19 protein-coding genes are annotated in these 16,694 nt (G+C 70.9%); 14 read left to right on the top strand and 5 right to left on the bottom strand.

Annotated elements, in window-relative coordinates; all coding sequences use genetic code 11:
• The first annotated feature begins 6 nt into the window (after positions 1-6).
• From GC092_RS12230 to GC092_RS12185, 10 genes are all read left to right on the top strand, one after another.
• Positions 7-474 carry an S-ribosylhomocysteine lyase gene (locus tag GC092_RS12230; protein ID WP_271172439.1) on the top strand — a complete coding sequence of 156 codons (468 nt, stop codon included), beginning with the start codon at positions 7-9 and terminating at the stop codon, positions 472-474.
• Complete coding sequence (mtnN, locus tag GC092_RS12225; RefSeq protein ID WP_324012230.1) at positions 471-1,166, top strand: 5'-methylthioadenosine/S-adenosylhomocysteine nucleosidase; 696 nt, start codon at positions 471-473, stop codon at positions 1,164-1,166. Before GC092_RS12230 ends, mtnN begins: the two co-directional genes overlap by 4 nt.
• 357 nt (positions 1,167-1,523) lie before the next feature.
• A complete protein-coding gene (locus tag GC092_RS12220) occupies positions 1,524-2,387 on the top strand; it encodes a tRNA pseudouridine synthase A (RefSeq protein ID WP_324012228.1) in 864 nt (287 codons plus the stop codon).
• Between the two features lie 104 nt (positions 2,388-2,491).
• Entirely contained in the window at positions 2,492-3,160 is a 669-nt protein-coding gene (locus tag GC092_RS12215; protein ID WP_271172359.1) for an endonuclease/exonuclease/phosphatase family protein, read from the top strand.
• A gap of 170 nt (positions 3,161-3,330) precedes the next feature.
• Positions 3,331-3,777 (top strand): 50S ribosomal protein L13, encoded by a 447-nt coding sequence (gene rplM / locus GC092_RS12210; RefSeq protein WP_271172358.1) that lies wholly within the window; start codon positions 3,331-3,333, stop codon positions 3,775-3,777.
• A gap of 33 nt (positions 3,778-3,810) precedes the next feature.
• Positions 3,811-4,275, top strand: coding sequence for a 30S ribosomal protein S9 (rpsI, locus tag GC092_RS12205; protein WP_374727767.1), 465 nt, complete (start codon positions 3,811-3,813; stop codon positions 4,273-4,275).
• A 14-nt stretch (positions 4,276-4,289) separates the two neighbouring features.
• Positions 4,290-5,645, top strand: a complete 1,356-nt coding sequence (gene glmM / locus GC092_RS12200) for a phosphoglucosamine mutase (protein ID WP_324012223.1) — start codon at positions 4,290-4,292, stop codon at positions 5,643-5,645.
• Positions 5,646-5,866: 221 nt separating this feature from the next.
• A complete protein-coding gene (locus tag GC092_RS12195) occupies positions 5,867-6,940 on the top strand; it encodes a hypothetical protein (protein ID WP_324012221.1) in 1,074 nt (357 codons plus the stop codon).
• A gap of 528 nt (positions 6,941-7,468) precedes the next feature.
• Positions 7,469-8,065 carry a GTP cyclohydrolase II gene (locus GC092_RS12190; RefSeq protein ID WP_324014907.1) on the top strand — a complete coding sequence of 199 codons (597 nt, stop codon included), beginning with the start codon at positions 7,469-7,471 and terminating at the stop codon, positions 8,063-8,065.
• 77 nt (positions 8,066-8,142) lie between these two features.
• Complete coding sequence (locus GC092_RS12185; protein WP_324012220.1) at positions 8,143-8,490, top strand: hypothetical protein; 348 nt, start codon at positions 8,143-8,145, stop codon at positions 8,488-8,490.
• Between the two features lie 110 nt (positions 8,491-8,600).
• On the opposite strand, the gene GC092_RS12180 is transcribed toward GC092_RS12185, so the two are convergent.
• Genes GC092_RS12180 through GC092_RS12165 form a run of 4 tightly spaced genes read right to left on the bottom strand, consistent with a single transcriptional unit; the run spans position 8,601 to position 11,245 of the window.
• The gene (locus GC092_RS12180; protein WP_324012219.1) at positions 8,601-8,939 is read right to left on the bottom strand and encodes a DUF202 domain-containing protein; all 339 of its coding nucleotides are present in this window, start codon (positions 8,937-8,939) and stop codon (positions 8,601-8,603) included.
• Positions 8,936-9,289, bottom strand: a complete 354-nt coding sequence (locus GC092_RS12175; RefSeq protein WP_324012218.1) for a YidH family protein — start codon at positions 9,287-9,289, stop codon at positions 8,936-8,938. The genes GC092_RS12180 and GC092_RS12175 overlap by 4 nt, the downstream gene beginning before the upstream one ends.
• Positions 9,286-10,263 (bottom strand): formylglycine-generating enzyme family protein, encoded by a 978-nt coding sequence (locus GC092_RS12170; RefSeq protein WP_324012213.1) that lies wholly within the window; start codon positions 10,261-10,263, stop codon positions 9,286-9,288. The genes GC092_RS12175 and GC092_RS12170 overlap by 4 nt, the downstream gene beginning before the upstream one ends.
• A gap of 52 nt (positions 10,264-10,315) precedes the next feature.
• Entirely contained in the window at positions 10,316-11,245 is a 930-nt protein-coding gene (locus tag GC092_RS12165; protein ID WP_324012211.1) for a Ppx/GppA phosphatase family protein, read from the bottom strand.
• 233 nt (positions 11,246-11,478) lie between these two features.
• Between GC092_RS12165 and GC092_RS12160 the strand changes: the two genes are divergently transcribed.
• The gene (locus GC092_RS12160) at positions 11,479-13,548 is read left to right on the top strand and encodes a carbohydrate binding domain-containing protein (RefSeq protein WP_324012209.1); all 2,070 of its coding nucleotides are present in this window, start codon (positions 11,479-11,481) and stop codon (positions 13,546-13,548) included.
• Positions 13,549-13,641: 93 nt separating this feature from the next.
• On the opposite strand, the gene GC092_RS12155 is transcribed toward GC092_RS12160, so the two are convergent.
• The gene (locus tag GC092_RS12155; RefSeq protein ID WP_324012207.1) at positions 13,642-14,406 is read right to left on the bottom strand and encodes a TetR/AcrR family transcriptional regulator; all 765 of its coding nucleotides are present in this window, start codon (positions 14,404-14,406) and stop codon (positions 13,642-13,644) included.
• An 88-nt stretch (positions 14,407-14,494) separates the two neighbouring features.
• On the opposite strand from GC092_RS12155, the gene GC092_RS12150 reads away from it, so the two are divergent.
• The 3 genes from GC092_RS12150 to coaA all read left to right on the top strand — a co-directional run bounded on the left by GC092_RS12150 (position 14,495) and on the right by coaA (position 16,675).
• Positions 14,495-14,947, top strand: coding sequence for a VOC family protein (locus GC092_RS12150; protein ID WP_324012204.1), 453 nt, complete (start codon positions 14,495-14,497; stop codon positions 14,945-14,947).
• Positions 14,944-15,591, top strand: coding sequence for a CatB-related O-acetyltransferase (locus tag GC092_RS12145; protein WP_324012202.1), 648 nt, complete (start codon positions 14,944-14,946; stop codon positions 15,589-15,591). Before GC092_RS12150 ends, GC092_RS12145 begins: the two co-directional genes overlap by 4 nt.
• A 139-nt stretch (positions 15,592-15,730) precedes the next feature.
• Positions 15,731-16,675: a type I pantothenate kinase gene (gene coaA / locus GC092_RS12140; protein ID WP_282978214.1), complete on the top strand. Its 945-nt coding sequence runs from the start codon at positions 15,731-15,733 to the stop codon at positions 16,673-16,675.
• Positions 16,676-16,694 lie beyond the last annotated feature (19 nt).

Raw genomic sequence — 16,694 nt, 5'->3', positions numbered from 1 at the left:
CCCCGCATGAACGTCGAGTCGTTCAACCTCGACCACCGCATCGTGTCCGCGCCGTACGTGCGCCTCGCCGACCGCAAGCAGCTGCCGGCGGGCGACGTCATCGTGAAGTACGACGTCCGCTTCGCGCAGCCGAACGTCGCGCATCTCGAGATGCCGACCATCCACTCGATCGAGCACCTCTTCGCCGAGAAGAGCCGCAATCACTCGGATCGCGTGATCGACTTCTCGCCGATGGGATGCCAGACCGGCTTCTACCTCATCCTGCAGGGCGAGCCCGCGTACGAGGAGGTCCTCGCGCTCGTCGAGGCGACCCTCCGAGACATCCTCGAGGCGACCGAGGTGCCCGCCGCGAACGAGACGCAGTGCGGATGGGGTGCGAACCACACCCTCGAAGGCGCCCAGAGCGCCGTCCGCGACTTCCTCGCGCAGCGCGACGCGTGGGCGACCGTCTTCGCGCCGGGCGCGAGCGCATGACGACCGTCGTCGTCCAGGTCGCGATGGACGAGGAGGCGCAGCCCTTCCTCGACGCCGCCAGCGAAGTGAGCGAGCCGGTCCGCATCGCGCGCGCCGAGCACCGCGGCGTCGTCGTCGACGGCCGCACGTTCGTGCTCGTGCGATCGGGTATCGGCATGGTCAACGCGGCGGATGCCGCGGTCGGCGCCCTGCATCGGTACGGCGACGACGTGCTCCTCGTCTCGGCCGGGTCGGCGGGTGGTCTCGCCGCCGACGTCGAGGTCGGGGACGTGTTCGTCGGGATGGACTACGTCAACGTCGAAGCGGATGCCCGTGCATTCGGCTACGAGGCGGGCCAGGTTCCGGGGATGCCCGCGAGCTACGCACCTGACCTGCTCGCCGTCGCGGCTCTCACCGCATCGGCACCGGACGGCGTGCGCGTGCGCGGCGGCGGCATCGGCTCGGGGGAGAAGTTCGTCACGGTCGAGATCGCCCACCGTCTCCGCGAGGTCTTCCCGGGCATCCACGTCGTGGACATGGAGACCGCGGCCATCGCGCAGACGGCCTTCAACCACGGCGTCCGCTTCGTGTCGGTGCGTGCGATCAGCGACCTCTGCGCCCCCGACGGCACCGAGTTCCTCACGCACGTCGACGACGCCGCGGAGCGGTCGGCGAAGGCGGTGCTCGCGGCGCTGCCGAAGCTCGTCGGCTAGGCGCCATCCGTTCGGGTCGCGGTTGTCGTCCCTATCGGCGGTTTCTGGGACGGTTTTCGCGACCTGGGCGCTAACAGCTGGGCGCCATCCGTTCGGGTCGCAGTTGTCGTCCCTATCGAGGGTTTTGGGGACGGTTTTCGCGACCTGAGCTGGGCGCCATCCGTCTGGGGCGCAGTTGTCGTCCCTATTGGCGGTTCCTGGGACGTTTTTCGCGACCTGGGCGGCGGACCGGGGCGGTGGGGCGGCGGGGCGGTGCGGCCGGGTGGTGCGTCTGCGGCAGCGCCGGCGGCCCTGGATGGACGCCGCTGGCTCGCCGGCCGCGAAAGAGCGCCGGCCGCTCCCCGATATCCTGAACCGATGCGGCGCATCCGGCTCGACATCGCGTACGACGGCACGAACTTCCGAGGATGGGCCCGGCAGCCGGGGCTCCGCACCGTCCAGGGCACGCTCGAGGCGGCGCTCACGCGGATCGCGAGCTCGCCCGTGCAGCTCGTGGTCGCAGGGCGCACCGACGCCGGCGTGCACGCGACCGGGCAGGTCGCGCACGCCGACATCGACGACGTGCAGTGGGAGCGGATGACGCAGCGTCGCCGCAACGCCCCCGAGGTCGAGGACCCGATGGAGCCGGTCGCGCGTCGCCTCATTGGCGTGCTCGGCCAGTACTCCGATGTCGCCGTGAACCGCGTGTCGACCGCGCCCGAGGGATTCGACGCGCGCTTCTCCGCGACGTGGCGCCGCTACGCGTATCGCATCGCCGACCAGGTCGTCGGCTACGACCCCATGGAGCGCCACCGCACGACGACCGTCCGCGCGGAGCTCGACGTCGCCGCGATGGACGAGGCCGCGCGCGGACTCGTCGGACTCTGGGACTTCGCCGCGTACTGCAAGCCGCGACCCGAGGCCACGACCATCCGCACGCTCCTCGAGTTCGACTGGCGTCGTGACGACGACGGCGTGCTCGTCGCGAACGTCCGCGCCGACGCGTTCTGCCACTCGATGGTGCGCGCGCTCGTCGGCGCGTGCGTCGCCGTGGGGGAGGGGAAGCTCACCGCCGAGCACCTCCGCATCATCCGCGACGGACTCGAGCGCACGAACGAGTTCAAGGTGCTCGCCGCGCGCGGCCTCACGCTCACCGAGGTCGGCTATCCGGCCGACGACCAGCTCGCGCAGCGGGCCGAGCAGACGCGCAACCGGCGCGACGCCGACGAGGTCGGCGGCTGACGTGCGAGCGGATGGCGGCCGAGCGGATGGCGGCCGGCTCGCGTCCAGGACACGCGCGCGCAACCCATAGCCTCCGCACGTTCGGCGGGCATACCGTGGGCGGCATGAGAGTCATCTCGTACAACCTCCGCAAGCACGCCGCGGCCGCGGAGCTCGAGCACCTGGTCGATCGGTGGGAGGCGAACGTCCTCTGCCTGCAGGAGGCCGACACGACCGACCTCCCCGAGCACGTCGCGGGCCTCCGACTCGCGAAGGCGACCGAGCGGAACCGGCTCGGCCTCGCGCTCTACTACCGCGAGAACATGTTCCGCCTCGAGGACGTCGTCGTGCTCTCGCTCAAGCGCTCGCTGCACGACATCCTCCTGAAGCCCGCCCACGAGCGACTCCTCGGAGCGCGGATGTTCGACATCGACGCCGGGCGCGAGGTGATCTTCGCGTCGTTCCATGCGGCTCCGCTCACCGCACTCAACTCGCTCCGGCGTCACCAGATCCGCTCTGCGCTGGGGGCGCTCCAGCGCCTGGGTCCGGGCCTCCCGACGCTCATGGTGGGCGACTACAACTACCCCGTCTTCAAGGAGCGGCTGCACGAGCGGATCAAGGGCCACGGCTACGACCTGACCCTGAGCGACGCCCGCACCTACACGCGGTATCGGTTCTTCCGGGGGCACTACGACTTCGCGACGTCCGCCGGACTGACGATCGACGACATCACGACGCTGCCGCAGGGCGCGAGCGATCACCTGCCCATCCTCGTCAGCGCGAGCTATCGCTGACGACCGCTTTTGGCCATCCGCACGCTCATCGGTTAGGATTGCTCTTTGGTGCCCGTCTCGGGCGCCGCGAACGTGAGCCCTCCACCGCAGGTGATGGCCGGCATCGACCGGTCAAACCGCCCGGAGCGGGATTCACGAACGTCTCCGTTCGAACAGAAAGCAGCACTACTGTGACGCGCACTTACAGCCCGAAGGCCGGTGAAGCCCAGCGCGAGTGGCTCGTGATCGACGCCACCGACGTCGTTCTCGGCCGCCTGGCCTCGCACGCCGCCGCCCTCCTCCGCGGCAAGCACAAGGCGACCTTCGCTCCCCACATGGACATGGGCGACTTCGTCATCATCGTGAACGCCGACAAGGTCGCGCTCACCGGTCAGAAGCTCCAGCAGAAGAAGGCCTACCGTCACTCGGGCTTCCCGGGCGGCCTCAAGTCGGTCACCTACGCCGAGCTCCTCGAGAAGAACCCGGTTCGCGCTGTCGAGAAGGCAGTCCGCGGCATGCTCCCCAAGAACACCCTTGGTCGCGAGCAGCTCGCCAAGCTGAAGGTGTACGCCGGTGCCGAGCACCCGCACGCCGCTCAGCAGCCCAAGACGTACACCCTCGACCAGGTCGCCCAGTAAGCGGCGTTTAAGGACTTCATCGTGGCGAACGAAATCGAAAACGACATCCAGAACTACTCGACCGAGACGCCGGCGAACGACGTCGTCGTGGCCGAGCGCCCCGTCGTGAGCGTCCCCGGTGCTGCCGTGGGCCGTCGCAAGCAGGCCATCGCCCGCGTGCGCATCATCCCCGGCTCGGGCTCCTTCACGGTCAACGGCCGCACCCTCGAGGACTACTTCCCGAACAAGCTGCACCAGCAGCTCATCACGGACCCCTTCACGGTGCTCAACCTCAACGGCGCCTACGACGTGATCGCCCGCATCAACGGCGGCGGCCCCTCGGGCCAGGCCGGCGCGCTGCGTCTCGCGATCGCCCGTGCCCTCAACGAGGTCGACCGCGAGAACAACCGCCCGACCCTCAAGAAGGCCGGCTTCCTCACGCGCGACGCTCGCGTCATCGAGCGCAAGAAGGCCGGTCTCAAGAAGGCCCGCAAGGCTTCGCAGTTCTCGAAGCGCTGAGGCAGACACACTCCATGCCGCTTTTCGGCACGGACGGCGTGCGAGGGCTTGCCAACGGCACCCTCACCGCCGACCTGGCTCTCTCCCTGGCCCAGGCGACCGCGGTCGTCCTGGGCCAGGGGCGTTCCGCGGAGGCGCGCCGCGCCGCGGGCAAGCGCACCACGGCCGTCATCGGCCGCGACCCCCGCATCTCGGGCGAGTTCCTCAGCGCTGCCGTCGCGGCGGGTCTCGCGGCATCCGGCGTCGACGTCTACGACGCCGGCGTCATCCCGACGCCCGCGCTCGCCTTCCTCATCGCCGACCGCGATGCCGACTTCGGCGTCATGGTCTCGGCATCGCACAACCCCGCGCCCGACAACGGCATCAAGATCTTCGCGCGCGGCGGCGTGAAGCTGCCCGACGTCGTCGAGCAGCGGATCGAGAGCTACCTCACGCGCGACAAGCTGCTGCCGACCGGCGGCGAGGTCGGCCGCATCCGGCGCTTCTCCGACGCCGAGGACCGCTACCTCCTGCACCTGCTCGGCTCTCTTCCCGCGCGCCTCGACGGCATCCACGTCGTGCTCGACTGCGCCCACGGCGCGGCCGCTGGCGTCTCGCCCGAGGTGTTCCGCGACGCAGGCGCCCAGGTCACCGTCATCGGCGCCGACCCCGACGGGCTCAACATCAACGACGGCGTCGGATCGACGCACATCGACAAGCTCGCCGAGGCCGTCGTCGCGCACGGCGCCGACGTCGGCATCGCGCACGACGGCGACGCCGACCGCTGCCTCGCCGTGACCGCCGACGGCACGCCCGTCGACGGAGACCAGATCATGGCCATCCTCGCCGCCTCGATGCAGGAGCGCGGCATGCTCGCGCAGGACACGCTCGTCGCGACCGTGATGAGCAACCTCGGCCTGCACGTCGCGATGCGCGAGCGGGGGATCACGGTCAAGACGACCGCCGTCGGCGACCGCTATGTGCTCGAGGAGATGAACGCCGGCGGATACTCCCTCGGCGGCGAGCAGTCGGGCCACGTCATCATGAGCGACTTCGCGACGACGGGCGATGGCGTGCTCACGGGCCTGCACATCGTGGCCGAGATGGCACGTCAGGGCAAGAGCCTGGCCGAGCTCGCGTCGATCATGACGGTCTACCCGCAGGTGCTCGTCAACGTGAAGGGCGTCGACAAGACGCGCGTCGACGACGAGGTCGTGCAGGACGTCGTCCGCACGGTCGAGGCCGAGCTCGGCGACACCGGCCGCGTGCTCCTGCGCGCATCGGGTACGGAGTCGCTCGTCCGCGTGATGGTCGAGGCCGCCGACGGCGCCTCCGCCCAGCGTCACGCCGACGCGATCGCCGACGTCGTCCGGGAGCGGCTCGCGCTCTGACGCGCGGCCGCTCCCGGCGCGCGGGATTGCCGGGGCCATCCGTCGGGGCGCTTGACGGGGCGGGCTTGCCGGTTCTGCCGCGGCGGGCTTGCTGGGGCGGGGCCATCCGCGGGTTTGACGCGAGCGGCGGCCATCCGCGGTCGTGCCCTCCGCGCTCTCTGGGCGGATGGCCGCGGCCGCCGAATCGTCGGACGTACGGTCGGCTCTCTATCCTGGAGACGATGCCCCGCTCCGAGACGCCCGAACGCCCGATGCGCACCACCTGGGTGCCGGTTCACCCCGACCTCGCGCCCACGCGTCGTTCGCTTCGCGCGCAGGCCCCGGGCCGGAGCCTGCGCCCGCTGCTCATCGGGTCGGCGGCGGCCGTCGTCCTGGCGATCGTCGTCGTCGCGCTCGTGGCGGGGCCGATGCTCGCGCGGGCGGGGGAGTCGGACCGGACCGAGCAGTACGCGAGCGCTCGTGCGGAGGCTGTCTCGGCTCGGGATGAGGCGTCTTCCGCGCGGTCCGATGTCGCCGCCGCGATCGCGACCCGCACGGAGACGGCCGAGCGGATGTCCACGGCCCTTGCGGGCGCGGAGGGGTACGCCGACGAGGCCGCGCGGTCGACCGCCGCGCAGGCGGTAGCTGCCTATGCGGACGGGCTCGGCCGGCTCGAGCTGCCGTCCGAGCCGGCGGCCATGCCCGAGACCGCGACGGTCGACACGGATGAGGAGCTCGACCGTGCCCTCACGGCCCTCGACGGCGCCGAGGCCGAAGCCGACGCGACCATTGCCGCTGTCGGCGAGGCGCGCAATCGGATGGCCGAGCTCGACGCCGAGTTCTCCGCGGCGCTCGAGGCATTCCGTGGATCCCTGCTGCCCCGCGCCGAGGTCATCCTGGGAGAGAATCCCGATGCCGTCGAGGACTTCCGCGCGGCGGTCGCGTCAGCCGCGCAGAGCGCGGCGGACGCGAACGACCCCGCCCAGCTGGAGCAGCGGCTGAAGGAGTTCGCCTCCGCGGTCGATGCGCTGCGTGCGGACCAGCATCGTGCGGCGATCGCGATCGAGCAAGAGCGCCTCGAGCAGGAGCAGCGCGAGGCGGAGGAGCGCGAGCGGCAGCAGACGCCGGTCGTGCCCGCTCCCGTGCCGACGCCGGACCCGACGCCCGAGCCGACGCCCGAGACGAGCCCGGAGCCGACGCCCGAGCCCGAGGAGCCGACGCCGACGCCCGAAGATCCGACTCCGGAGACGCCCGCTCCCGAGACGCCCGCTCCCGACGACCCGACTCCCGAGACCCCTGCTCCCGACGCGTCGTAGCCGCTCGTCCGGGCCGAGACCTCACGTGTCTCACTTCGCGCGGTAATTCGGGGCGGAATCCCGCCGGTGGCGAGACATGCTTGTTCGGCCTTCTGTGGGGGCGGTGCTTCCGTGTCTCGCTTCCCGCGGTTATCCGGGCTCGATTCCCGCCGGTGCTGAGACATGCCGGTGCGGCGCACGGCGCGTGTCTCGGTTTCCGCGGTTATCCGGGCTCGATTCCCGCCGTTACCGAGACACAGCTCGTCCGGCTGACACCCCGTGTCTCACGCCCCGCGGTTATCGGGGGCGGATTCCCGCCGTTACCGAGACACGCTCGTCCGGCTGACGCCGCGTGTCTCACGCCCCGCCGTTATCCGGGCCGGATTCCCGCCCGTACCGAGACACGTCCAAAGGCCACCTCGTCACATTCTCGATTCGAGGGAATAGACGCCGGAGGGGGCTGTTTCACCTGCTGTGATCGAGCTCTCGGATTCGCGCCCCGCTGCGACGCTGGATGTCCCCGCCGCCCGTGAGCGGGTGCGCGTGCGCATCCCTCTTCGCTTCCCCGATGGATACGCGACGGAGGCCGAGGTCATCACGTTCGACGGACTCGTCGACGGCCGGGAGCACCTCCTTCTCGCGCTGGGCGACTGGCGCGGCGCGCTCGAGCGCGACGGCGTCGCACCGCTCGTCCGCCCGCACAGCGAGTGCCTCACGGGCGACGTCTTCGGCTCGGAGCGCTGCGACTGCGGCCCGCAGCTGCGCGAGGCCGTCGAGCGCATCGCCGACGAGGGCGGATTCCTGCTGTACCTCCGCCAGGAGGGACGCGGCATCGGACTCTACGCGAAGCTCGATGCCTATGCGCTGCAGGACGCGGGACTCGACACCTACGAGGCGAACCTCGCGCTCGGCCACGGTGAGGACGAGCGCGACTACACCGCGGCGGCGCAGATGCTGCGCGCGGTCGGCGTCGACCGCATCCGCCTGCTGAGCAACAATCCCGACAAGGCCGCCCAGCTCGGCGCCCTCGGCGTCGCGGTCGAGGAGCGCGTTCCCACGGCCGTGCACCTCTCGGCCGCCAACGCGAACTACCTGCGCACGAAGCGGGATCACACCGCGCACACGCTCGATCTGCCCGCAGCCTGAGCCCGGATGGCGCCACGCCCGCACGCGTGGCGCCATCCGTGTATCGCGCTGCGGCAGCGCCCCGATATGCTTCGGGGGTGATGCGGCGGACGGCGCGATGGGGCGGGGTGCTCGCCATCTGCGGCGCGCTCGCATTCGGCGGCGCCGCGCACGCGGATGACCAGCCGGATGAGCCTTCGGCGCCGGCGGATGTCTCGGTGCACGTCGTGATCGACGGCTCGCGCTGCGGCCCGGTCATGAGGGTTCCGGATGGCGTCGCCGAGCACGTCCGCGACCGGTCGAAGGGCAAGGCGCGCCCGTTCATCGGCGGACTGCCGCCGGCAGCGGGCGCAGGCCAGTGCAAGGCCGAGCGACCGCCCGAGGTCGTCGTCGAACGGTCTCGGGGACGCGGCGGCGCGCTCGTCACGTACTCCCTCTTCGCCTGAGCGCGGGCCGGGAACCGCCCACCGCCGTCGAGACTAGCCCTGGTCGTCGGGACCTGTGCCGGGAGCACCGGTTTCGACGACGAACGCTAGTCTGACGAGGATGACGGGCCTCAGCTCCCGAGAGCGCCCATCACGAGGTAGCCGGCGCACGCGGCGCCGAGCATGAGCGCGGCGGCGGTCGCGAGAGCGAGCGGCCACGCTCCCCGCTCCAGGGCGCCGGAACGGTGGAGCGACGCGTGCGCGCGGCGGTATCCGATGGCCGCCGCGAAGTACGCGCCCACGGCGAGCCCTGCCCCCACGAGGCCCACGATCACGGCCGCGAATCCGAGCGACTCCGCCGTGAAGCGCATGGCGACGAGACTCGCGAGCCCGAAGGAGAGGCACGTGCGGCGCCATGCGAGCAGCGTGCGCTCGGGCTGCAGCCCCGGGTCGAAGACGGCGTCCGTCACACGAACATCCCGATGGTGACGAGCGCCACGGCGACGACCACACCGGCGACGATGACCCCTCCGACGCCGAGCCCGGGAAGCGGCCGGCCCAGACGGAGCGCCTTCTCGGTGCGCGCCCACCCGAGCCAGGCCTGGATGGCGGCGAGCGTGCCCAGCACGAGGAAGACGGCCGCGGCCGCGAGGCGCCACCCGGCGGCCGTCGGGATGTCGAGCGCCTCGAGAGCGAACGCGCCGGCGTACATCGCGAGCGCGGTGCGGAGCCACGCGAGGAACGTGCGCTCGTTCGCGAGGCTGAAACGGGGATCGGGTTCGTCGCCCTCGCGGTAGACGCGCTGCGGGAAGCGGCTCACGAGCGCTCCTCGCGGAGCGCGACGGTGCGGAACCCGGCGTTGCCCATCGACGAGTCCGGGGTGTTCTGCGACCGGGCGGAGTTGCGGTAGCGGTTGCAGTACGAGATGTGGCAGAGATAGCTGCCGCCGCGCAGGATGCGCGCGGCCCCGGTGGCGGGCCCTCTCGGGTTCTCGACGTCGCCGCGCTCGTAGGTGCGCGGATCGAACCAGTCCTGACACCACTCCCACACGTTCCCGACGGTCTGCCAGAGCCCAAAGCCGTTCGGTTGGAAGGTGCGCACGGGAGCCGTGGTGAGCCATCCGTCGTCCAGAGTGTTCTCGCGCGGGAACACGCCCTGCCAGATGTTGGCGCGCCATCCGCCCTCGTCGACCTCCGCGTCGCCCCACGGGTACTTCGCGCCGTCGATTCCGCCGCGCGCGGCGTACTCCCACTCGGCCTCGGTGAGCAGGCGGCGACCGGCCCACGCGCAGTACGCGACGGCGTCGTTCCAGCTGACGTGCACAACCGGATGGTCGTCGAGTCCGTCGAGGTCGGAGCGAGATCCTCCCGGATGGCGCCAGTCGGCGCCCCTGACGCCGAACCACCAGGGCGTCCCCGGCGGCTGACCGACGATGTCCTCCTCCGGAGCCGCGACAGCGAGGTGGAACACCGCCGAGAAGCCGAACGTCTCGGCCTCGGTGCGGTAGCCGGTGTCGTCGACGAAGCGCGCGAAGTCGGCGTTGGTCACGGTCGTCGCGTCGATCTCGAACGCGTCGAGCGTCACGCGGTGCAGCGGCGTCTCGCCATCCTGCGGATTGCGATCGCCCGACGAGTCGCCCATCGTGAACGCGCCCGCCGGGATGCGCGCCTGCTCGATCGCGTGGCGCCCTGTGCGGTCCGGCGCCGTCGAAGGCGGCCGTGTGCTCAGGGAGAGGAAAGCGCCGCGCCCGGGGGTTCCGCACCCGCAGCCGCAGCCGGTGTCTTCGTCGCTCACTCTTCCACGGTAGCCCTCGGCGCGGCGCGGAATCCCGCGCCAGAAGTGGGGATTACCAGCCCAGGTCCTCGATGTAGCGCAGCAGCACGCCCTCGCGGAGCGCCCACGGCGACACCTCGAGCTCGTCGACCTCGAGTGCGGCCATCGCCTCGTGCAGGACGACCGCACCCGCCGTGATCTGGAACGTGCGATCGGCCGTGATGCCGGGCAGCTCCTGCCGCGCCTGCGCGGGGATCCGCGCGAGCACCGGGATCCAGGAGCCGAGCGCGTCGCGGCGCAGCACCATCCGGTCGTTGCCGGCCCAGCCCTCGAGCGGATGGCCCGCGAGCCGCGCGAGGGAGCGGATCGTCTTCGACGACCCCACGACGTGGTCGGGGCGGGGGAGCGATGCGAAGCGCTCGGCGATCGGAGCGAGCGCCGACGCTGCGTGCGCGCGGAGCCGGTCGACCTGCCGGTCGCCGGGCGGGTCGTCGGGCAGGAACCCGATCGTCATCCGGCCGGCGCCCAGCGGGACCGACTCGGCGAGATCGGGCAGCTCCTCGCTGCCGCCCGCGATCTCGAGCGACCCGCCGCCGATGTCGAAGAGGAGGATCTGTCCCGCCGACCAGCCGAACCAGCGCCGGACCGCGAGGAACGTGAAGCGCGCCTCCTGCTCGCCGCCCAGCACCTGGAGCGGCTGGCCGAGCGCGGCCTCGATCTGCAGGATGACGTCGGTGCCGTTCGCGGCCTCGCGCACGGCGGAGGTCGCCGTGGCGAGCAGCTCGTCGACGCCCTCCTTCTCGGCCACCTCGCGCGCGCGATGCACGGCGTCGATGATCGCCTTCACACCCTCGTCGGAGATGCGCCCGTCGTCCTCGAGATAGCGCATGAGCCGCAGGACGGACTTCTCGCTCGTCTGCGCGAGCGGTCTGCCGCCGGGGTGGGCATCCGCGACGAGCAGGTGGACGGTGTTCGAACCGATGTCGAGGACTCCGAGGCGCACGTCGACAGCGTAGTGGTCGCGCCGTGGATGCAAGCGCTTGCCGACTCATGTCGATGAGAAGCCCCGAGATTGCGCGCGACCCGCGCCATCACCATCCGCCCTCGACGGATTTTCTGCAAACGCTTGCAGCAGACCCATCCGCGCCGCTAGCGTCACAGCGGGCACGCGGATGTGCCCCGGTGCGCACTCGAAGGCGAAGCGCGCATCGACGACAAGCGAAGGAGCATGCCCCGATGAACCCTGCCCCGACCGTCGACCGCCCGCGCCGCAGAAGGCGCCCGCTCCGCGCGCTCGCGCTCGCCGGAGCCCTCGCCCTCGCGGCCCCGCTCCTCGCGATCGCCGCTCCTGCCGAGCCCGCCGAAGCCGCCGCTCCCGGGCCGAAGGACACCACGGCCGTCCTGTTCGAGTACACGTGGGATGCGATCGCCCGCGAGTGCACGGAGACCCTCGGCCCTGCGGGATACGGGTACGTGCAGACGTCGCCACCGCAGGAGCACGTCCTCGGATCGGCGTGGTGGACGCACTACCAGCCGGTCTCGTACAAGCTCGACTCGCGCCTCGGCACCGAGGCCGAGTTCCAGAACATGATCGACACGTGCAACGCGGCGGGGGTGGGCGTCATCGTCGATGCCGTGATCAACCACATGTCGGGGCAGTCCGCGGGCGGCACCGGATGGGCCGGAACCCAGTACCAGCACTACACGTACCCCGGGCTCTACCAGAGCTGGGACTTCCACGGCTGCAAGCGCGACATCGTCAACTACCAGGACCGCTGGGAGGTGCAGGAGTGCAATCTCGTCAACCTCGCTGACCTCAACACGAGCTCGACGTACGTGCAGAACACGATCGCCGGCTACCTCAACAAGCTCGTCGACATGGGCGTCGCCGGCTTCCGCATCGACGCCGTGAAGCACATCGCCGCCACCGACATGCAGGGCATCTGGAGCAAGGTGAAGAACCGCGATTCGCTCTACGTCGTGCAGGAGGTCATCCGCGCCAACGAGCCCATCCAGCCGGAGGAGTACACCTCGATCGGCGACATCCACGAGTTCGCGTTCGCGCGCAAGCTCAAGGAGGCGTTCGGCGGCCGCACGCTCAACTGGCTCATCGAGGGCAACGGCATCGGCGCGACCTGGAGCGGCTTCCTCCCGCAGGCCAACGCCGCGGTGTTCGTCGACAACCACGACACCGAGCGCAACGGCGAGACCCTCTCGTACAAGGACGGCGCCGCCTACGACCTCGCGCAGATCTTCACGCTCGCCTGGAACTACGGCTCGCCGTCGATCCACTCCGGCTACGCGTTCAGCAACAAGGACGCCGGCCCGGAGACGGATGGCGCGGGCGCGGTCGTCGACGCGAGCCCTCAGGGCGGATGGACCTTCACGCACAAGCAGAACGACATCCTCAACATGGTCGGCTTCCGCACCGCCACGTACGGCAAGCCGATCACGGACAAGTGGACCAATGGCAGCAGCGCGATCGCGTTCGGCCGCGGAGACGCCGGCTTCGTCGCGATCAACCGCGGCGGGGACCTCACCCGCACGTTCACGACGAGCCTGCCCGACGGCACCTACTACAACGTCATCGACGCCGTGAAGACGAACGGCGTGTGGTCGGGCCCCACGATCACCGTCTCGGGCGGCCAGTTCACCGCGACGGTGGGCGCCGACGACGCCATCGCGCTCCACAAGGACGCGAAGGCGACGACGGGCCCCGTCACCGGCGACGACCTGACGGTGTACTACTCGACGTCGAAGGGATGGTCGGCGTACAACATCCACTACAAGGTCGGCGCGGGCGCGTGGACGACGGCGCCGGGGCAGCCGATGACGGCGGCGTGCTCGGGATGGGTGTCGCGGACGATCGACTCGAACGGCGCGTCGGTGACGGCGGCGTTCAACAACGGCGCGGGCACGTGGGACAACAACGGCGGAGCCGACTACGTCCTGTCGGGCACGACCGCTGCGGTCGCGAACGGCGCCGTGACGACGCAGAACCCCTGCGCGACGACGTCGACCGACGACCTGACGGTGTACTACTCGACGTCGAAGGGATGGTCGGCGTACAACATCCACTACAAGGTCGGCTCGGGCGCGTGGACGACGGCGCCGGGGCAGTCGATGACGGCGGCGTGCTCGGGATGGGTGTCGCGGACGATCGACTCGAACGGCGCGTCGGTGACGGCGGCGTTCAACAACGGCGCGGGCACGTGGGACAACAACGGCGGGTCCGACTACGTCCTGTCGGGCACGACCGCTGCGGTCGCGAACGGCGCCGTGACGACGCAGAACCCCTGCGGCTGATCCGGATCGTCGCCGGTCACTGAGGAGCGGGCGAGGCGAGAGGGCGGCCTGCGGGTCGCCGGAACTCGCCTCGCCCGCTCCCGTCCGCGGGGCTCAGGCCGAGTCGATGAGCGCGGCGAGGCCGTCGAGTGTGCGAGCAAGGCCGAACTCCCACGCCCGATCCGCCGCCCAGGCAGACCCTTGCGCCTCCCCGGCTGCGGCTCCGATCCGGACGGCGCGGGGATAGCGCGTCGGGTCGAACGCGCGCGCGAGGATCGGCTGGTTGGCCGCCCACCACTCGCCGTCGCTCATCGCCGAATCCGTCGTGGCGCGCTGCGCGTCGTGCGCCGCGCGGCAGTGTGCCTGCACGAAGCCGAGCAGATAGGTCAGCGCCGCGTCGACGTCGGCATCCGCGAGTCCCGTCCCGTCGAACGCCGCGAGCTCGTGCTCGTACTTCGCCATCAGTCCGGGCCCGAGGGGCGGCCGGCTCAGAGCGGCGACCTCGGTCAGCCATGCGTGCTCCGTCAGCAGCTCGCGATTCGCCTCGGCGACCATCCCGAGCCGCGCCCGCCACGTCTCATCCGCCCAGGGGCGCCGGGGCATCCGGCCGTAGAGCGCGTCGACCATGAGGTCCAGCAGTTCCGGCTTGCCGGGGACATACGTGTAGACCGACATCGCCGACACTCCCACCCGCTCGGCCACGGCGCGGATGGTCACCGCGGCCAGGCCGCTCTCGTCGGCGAGCTCGAGCGCGGCATCGACGAGCTGGACCGCGGTGAGCGAGCGCGCGGGCCCCTTCCGCTGCGTGCGAGCGGGCTCGCCCCACAGCAGGGCGAGCGTGGCGCTGGGCTCGCCGGATCCGGTGCGGTTCGAGGACATGGGAATGATCCTGCCATGGACGGGGTTGTGCTCTGTACGTCGTATACCGTACAGTGTACGACGTTCCGTTGAGGAGAAGGAGGACGCGATGACCCGCACGACCGCATCCGCAGCCGAGACCATCCGACCGACAGGAGGCCGTTCCATGCACATCACCGAATCCGCCCTCTCGCTCAATGTCCGCGACGTCGAGGCGTCCGCCGCCTGGGTGAAGCGGCATCTCGGCTTCTCCGAGACCATGTCCGCCGACGGGTTCTGCTCGCTCGCGCACCCCGAGGCGGGGTTCGCGCTCATCTACCTGCGCACCGGGCTCGGGACCTTCAGGCCCGCCGCGCAGGCGCACGATGCCGGGGGACTGCTCGTGGTGTTCGTCGTTCCCGACATCGACGCGCAGTACGAGCGCCTGCGTGCCGAGGGCGTCGAGATCGTCACGCCGATCGAGACCGAGCCGTGGGGCGAGCGCTACTTCCAGATGGCCGACCCGAACGGCGTCGTGTACCAGCTCGTGCAGTGGATGACCCCCGAGGAGGAGCAGCAGTGACCGATCCCCGCATCCCCGACCCCTCCCAGCCCACGCCGACGACGCGACCGGAGCTGTCGAACGTCGTGTTCCTCCGGAGCGTCGTGACGTCCGAGCTCATCGAGGTCGGCGAGTACACGTACTACGACGACGAGGGAACCCGTCCGCCGTTCGAGGAGGCCAACGTCCGGTACCTCTACGGCCCCCAGCGCCTCGTCATCGGCCGCTTCACGGCGATCGCCCCGGGTGCGACGTTCCTCATGCCGGGCGGCAGCCATCCGATGGTCGGACCATCCACCTATCCGTTCACGATGTTCGGCGGGGCCTGGCTGGAGAACACCCTCGACGCCTTCCTCGCGATCGAGCAGCGCGGCGACACGGTCGTCGGCAACGACGTGTGGATCGGCCGCGAGGCGACGATCCTCCCCGGCGTGACCATCGGCGACGGCGCGGTGATCGGCGCGCACAGTGTCGTCACGAAGGACGTCGCGCCGTACGAGGTCGTGGGAGGGAACCCCGCGCGGCGCATCCGCATGCGGTTCGACGAAGAGGATGTCCGCCGGCTCCTCGCGGTGCGCTGGTGGGACTGGCCGATCGAGCGCATCACCGAGCATGCCGCCGTGATCATGACCGGGACGCCGGCCGAGCTCGAGCGGCTCGTGTGACGCCCGGCCCGACCCGCGCCAGCGCGCGCGGGTCGGGCCTCGCCCGGCCGTCCTGCCGCTGTGCCCCGGCCATCCTGCCGCTGTGCCCCGGCCGTCCTGCCGCCGGGCCCCGGTCATCCGCCCCGGTACGATGTTGCGGATGAGTCCGACAGCCGTTCCCGCCTCCCTCTCGCTGTACCGCGAGATCCCCCGCGCCGAGTGGGCGCGGATGGCGGCGGGCATGGATCAGCCGCTCACCGAGACCGAGGTCGTTCAGCTGCGCGGGCTCGGCGACCGGCTCGACATCGCCGAGGTGCGAGACGTCCACCTGCCGCTGAGCCGCACGCTCAGCATCTGGGCGAGCGGGGTGCGCCGAATCGGCGCCGAGGTGTCGACGTTCCTCCAGGAGGAGGATCCGACGACCCCGTTCGTCATCGGGGTCGCGGGGTCGGTCGCGGTCGGCAAGTCGACGGTCGCGCGCCTGCTCCGCGAGCTGATCAGCCGCTGGCCGGACACCCCGCGCGTCGAGCTCGTCACGACGGACGGCTTCCTCTACCCCAACGCCGAGCTCGAGCGGCGCGGGATCATGAGCCGCAAGGGCTTCCCCGAGTCGTACGACCGCCGTGCTCTCGTCGACTTCGTCACGCGCGTGAAGAGCGGTGCCGACGAGGTGCGGGCCCCGTTCTACTCGCACATGAAGTACGACATCATGCCCGACGCGCAGGTCGTCGTGCGGCGGCCCGACGTGCTCATCATCGAGGGGCTCAACGTCCTGCAGCCGCCGCCCACGCCGAACGACGTCGCGGTCAGCGACCTGTTCGACTTCTCGATCTACGTCGACGCCGACGCCGCGCACATCGAGGAGTGGTTCGTCAACCGCTTCCTCGCGCTGCGGGAGGGCGCGTTCTCGAACCCGTCGTCGTACTTCAACGTCTTCCAGCACCTCAGCGACGAGGAGGCCATCAGCACGGCCCGGGGCATCTGGAACGACATCAACCTGCCGAACCTGCTCGAGAACGTCGCGCCGACGAAGCACCGCGCGACGCTCGTGCTCAACAAGGGCGCCGACCACAACGTCGAGAGCGTGCTCCTGCGCAAGCTGTAGAAGCGGCCGGGGCGGCGTG

This window comes from Microbacterium sp. JZ37 (genome assembly GCF_035188445.1).
In the GTDB taxonomy this organism is placed as follows: domain Bacteria; phylum Actinomycetota; class Actinomycetes; order Actinomycetales; family Microbacteriaceae; genus Microbacterium; species Microbacterium barkeri.
Note: the sequence above shows the minus strand (reverse complement) of the source record. Positions and strands in the feature narration are given on the sequence as shown.